This is a genomic window from Actinosynnema sp. NPDC023658, assembly GCF_040639995.1.
Taxonomy (GTDB): domain Bacteria; phylum Actinomycetota; class Actinomycetes; order Mycobacteriales; family Pseudonocardiaceae; genus Actinosynnema.
This window is the reverse complement of record NZ_JBFAAX010000628.1, coordinates 1-3,359: the sequence shown is the minus strand read 5'-3', so window position 1 is coordinate 3,359 and position 3,359 is coordinate 1. Positions and strand designations below refer to the sequence as shown.

Annotated in this window: 2 protein-coding genes; both read left to right on the top strand. The window is 70.7% G+C overall.

Going from position 1 to position 3,359, the window contains the following annotated elements; genetic code table 11:
• The coding region (locus AB0G02_RS32355) for a carbohydrate-binding protein (protein WP_360801752.1) at window positions 1-1,592 on the top strand (1,592 nt) is incomplete at its 5' end.
• 120 nt (window positions 1,593-1,712) lie between these two features.
• Complete coding sequence (locus AB0G02_RS32350; protein ID WP_360801755.1) at window positions 1,713-3,335, top strand: ThuA domain-containing protein; 1,623 nt, start codon at window positions 1,713-1,715, stop codon at window positions 3,333-3,335.
• Window positions 3,336-3,359 lie beyond the last annotated feature (24 nt).

Below are 3,359 nucleotides of genomic sequence, written 5' to 3'. Positions count from 1 at the left end.
ACGGGCACGTGTTCGCCACCGAGTTCGGCCGCCGCTGGATCAAGACCATCGACGTCAACTCCGACGGCACCCCCGGCACGGTGGGTGACTTCCCGTGGCGCGGCACGCAGGTCATGGACGCCGCGTTCGGCCCGGACGGCGCGCTCTACGTGCTCGACTACGGCACCGGCTGGGGCAGCGGCGACGCCAGCTCCGCGCTGTACCGCATCGAGTACATCGGCAGCGGCAACAACCGGGCACCGACCGCGTCCGCGTCCGTCGACCGCACGTCCGGCTCGGCCACGCTGACCGTGGCCTTCTCCTCGGCCGGGTCCACCGACCCCGAGGGCACCGCGCTGACCTACGCGTGGAACTTCGGTGACGGCGGCACGTCCACCGCGGCCAACCCGAGCCACACCTTCACCGCGAACGGCCAGTACACGGTCACGCTGACGGTGAAGGACTCGTCCGGGCTCACCGGCAGCACCAACGTGGTCATCACGGTCGGCAACAGCGCGCCGGTGGTCACCCTGAACACGCCGGCCAACGGCAGCCTGTTCAGCTTCGGCGACAGCGTGCCGTACACGATCACCGTGACCGACGCCGAGGACGGCACGATCGACTGCACGAAGGTCAAGCTGTCCTACATCCTCGGCCACGACAGCCACGGCCACCCGATCACCTCGCGCACCGGCTGCTCGGGCACGCTCGACATCCCGGTGGACGGTGAGCACGACACGGCGGCCAACATCTACGCCGTCTTCGACGCCGAGTACACCGACCAGGGCGCGAACGGCGTGCCGGCGGCGACCACCCACGCGCAGAACATCCTCCAGCCGCGCCGCCGCCAGGCCGAGCACTACTCGACGCAGTCCGGCACCACCTCGTACGACAAGGCGACCGCGGAGGGCGGTCGCACCGTGGGCGACATCCACAACGGCGACTGGATCGCGTTCCAGCCCTACAACCTGACCGGCGCCACCCGGTTCACCGCGCGGGTGTCCTCGGCGGGGGCGGGCGGCACGATCACCGTCCGCACCGGTTCCGCGACCGGCCCGGTGGTGGCCACGGCCACCGTCCCGGTGACCGGCGGCTGGGAGACGTTCACCGAGGTCTCCGCGGCGCTGACGTCCGTGCCGACCACGACCGGGACGCTGTACCTGACGTTCGCGGGCAGCGGCACGGGCTACCTGTTCGACCTGGACGCCTTCAGCTTCGGCTCGTCCACGGGCAGCCGCACCGGCCGGATCACCGCGGCGAGCGGCAAGTGCGTCGACGTCAACGGCGGCAGCGCCACCGACGGCGCGAAGATCCAGCTGTGGACGTGCAACAGCGGCGCCAACCAGCAGTGGACGATCGACGGCTCCACCGTGCGGTCGCTGGGCAAGTGCATGGACGTCGCGTCCGGCGGCACCGCCGACGGCGCGGCCGTGCAGCTGGCGACGTGCAACGGGGCCACGAGCCAGAACTGGGCCGCGGGCGCGAACGGCTCCCTGGTCAACCAGAAGTCGAGCAAGTGCCTGGACGCCAACGGTGGCAGCACCGCGGACGGTACGCAGCTGATCATCTGGACCTGCCACGGCGGCACGAACCAGCGCTGGACGCTGCCGTGACCGAGCCGTCGCGTGCTTCCCACAGAGGAGTATGAGATGAAGTACCGGCCCATCAGGCGTGCGCTCGGCGTGGCCGCCGCGGCGCTCGTCGCCCTCTCCTTCGACACCGCACCGGCCGCGATGGCGGCGGACGCGCCGTACGACGTGCTGGTCTTCTCCAAGACCGCGGGTTTCCGGCACGACTCGATCGCGACCGGCATCCAGGCGATCCGCGACCTCGGCGCGGCCAACAGCTTCACCGTGACCGCCACCGAGGACTCGTCCCAGTTCAACGCCACCAACCTCGCCCGCTACGAGGCCGTGGTGTTCCTGAACACCACCGGGGACGTGCTCGACGCCAACCAGCAGACGGCGTTCGAGTCCTACATCCGGGGCGGCGGCGGGTACGTCGGCGTCCACTCGGCGTCCGACACCGAGTACGACTGGCCGTTCTACGGCGAGCTGGTCGGCGCGTGGTTCGCCCAGCACCCGGCGATCCAGCAGGCCACCGTCCGGGTGGAGAACCGCGCGCACGCCGCCACCGCCGGGCTGAGCCCGACGTGGGTCCGCACCGACGAGTGGTACGACTACCGCACGAACCCGCGCTCCACGGCCCGGGTGCTGGCGACCTTGGACGAGTCGACCTACTCCGGCGGCCGGATGGGCGCCGACCACCCGCACACGTGGTGCAAGACGCTGTCGAGCGGGCGCTCCTTCTACACCGGCAGCGGGCACACGCAGTCCAGCTACGCCGAGCCGGGCTTCCGCGCCCTGCTGCTGGGCGGCATCCGCTACTCGGCCAACCGGACGAAGGCCGACTGCCGGCCCGAGACCGGCTACACCACCCTCTACAACGGCTCCACGAGCGGGTGGTCGCAGACCGGTCCCGGCGGGTTCACCAACAACGACGCCACCCTGACGTCGTACGACGGTCCCGGGATGCTCTGGTACAGCGCCAAGGAGTACAAGTCCTACTCCCTGAAGCTGGACTGGCGGGCGGCCGGTGACGACGACTCCGGCGTGGTCATCGGGTTCCCGGCGGGCAGCACCGCGGACTCCGCCCTCACCAGCGGGTACGAGGTGCAGATCGACGCCACGGACAGCGCCGACCGGACCACCGGTGCGATCAACGGCGTCAAGGCGCCCGACACCGCGGCGCGGGACTCGGCGCTGAACCCGCCGGGCGAGTGGAACACCTACGAGCTGCTCGTCGAGGGTGAACGGCTCCAGGTGTTCCTCAACGGGGTGAAGGTCAACGACTTCACCAACGCCGACCCCGCGCGGTCGCTGACCTCCGGGCACATCGCCGTGCAGAACCACGGCGCCGGTGACGACGTGGCCTTCCGCAACATCCGGGTCAAGGAGCTGGGCGGGACCACCCCGACGCGCACCGGGCCGATCACCAGCGCCACGGGCAAGTGCGTCGACGTCAGCGGGGCCAGCTCCGCCGACGGCACCAAGATCCAGCTGTGGACCTGCACCAACGGCTCGAACCAGCAGTGGACGGTCAGCGGGACCACGCTGCGCTCGCTGAACAAGTGCATGAGCGTCGCGGGCGGCAGCACCGCCAACGGCGCCCAGGTGCAGCTCGCCACGTGCAACGGCAGCGGTTCGCAGAACTGGGCCGCCGGCGCGAACGGGTCGTTGGTCAACTCCCAGTCGGGCAAGTGCCTCGACGCCAACGGCGGCAGCAGCGCGGACGGCACGCAGCTGATCCTGTGGACGTGCCACGGCGGCACGAACCAGCGCTGGACCCTGCCGTAGCGAGGTCCTGTCGCAGCATGGGAT